Source organism: Lelliottia sp. GFLA7 (assembly GCF_056490165.1).
On the sequence record NZ_JBWLAQ010000052.1, the window covers coordinates 1 to 474 of the forward strand.

Genomic DNA, 474 nt, shown 5'->3' on the forward strand with positions numbered 1-474 from the left:
GTTCCTCGAGGCGTACGAGGTGGTGGCCGATCACCTGCTCGACGCCCCGGTGTCGCGGGATTTCGACGAGAAGACGTTCGTGACGGAGTGCCTCGCGTTGGCGCAGCAGCGGCGGCTGCGGCAGCAGATCGCCAGCAGTGAATCGATCTCGTCGGAACTGTTCGGCACCGCGCTGCAATTGGCACGCAATCGGACACTGATCGGGACCGACGACCCGTCGGTGCTCGAGCGGCGCCGCACATTCGCCGCCGAGATCCGGACGCTGGTCCGGCGGGTCCGGGAGATCCGCGACCTGGCGCACGCCAAGCTGGACGAGGTGAAGGGCCCCGACTCGGCCGCCGAACTGGCCGACGGGCCCGCGGAGTCGGACCGATGAACCGCCTGAAGGATCTGCACGCCGCGATCGCCGCCGCCCCCGAGGGCCCGACGACGCTGGCGGCCTTCGACCTGGACGGCACCCTCATCACCGGGTAC

At 70.0% G+C, this 474-nt stretch carries 1 protein-coding gene; it reads left to right on the forward strand.

Features of this window, described 5'->3' with window-relative positions:
• The coding region (locus AC07RN_RS21100) for a hypothetical protein (protein WP_478337234.1) at positions 1-376 on the forward strand (376 nt) is incomplete at its 5' end.
• Positions 377-474 lie beyond the last annotated feature (98 nt).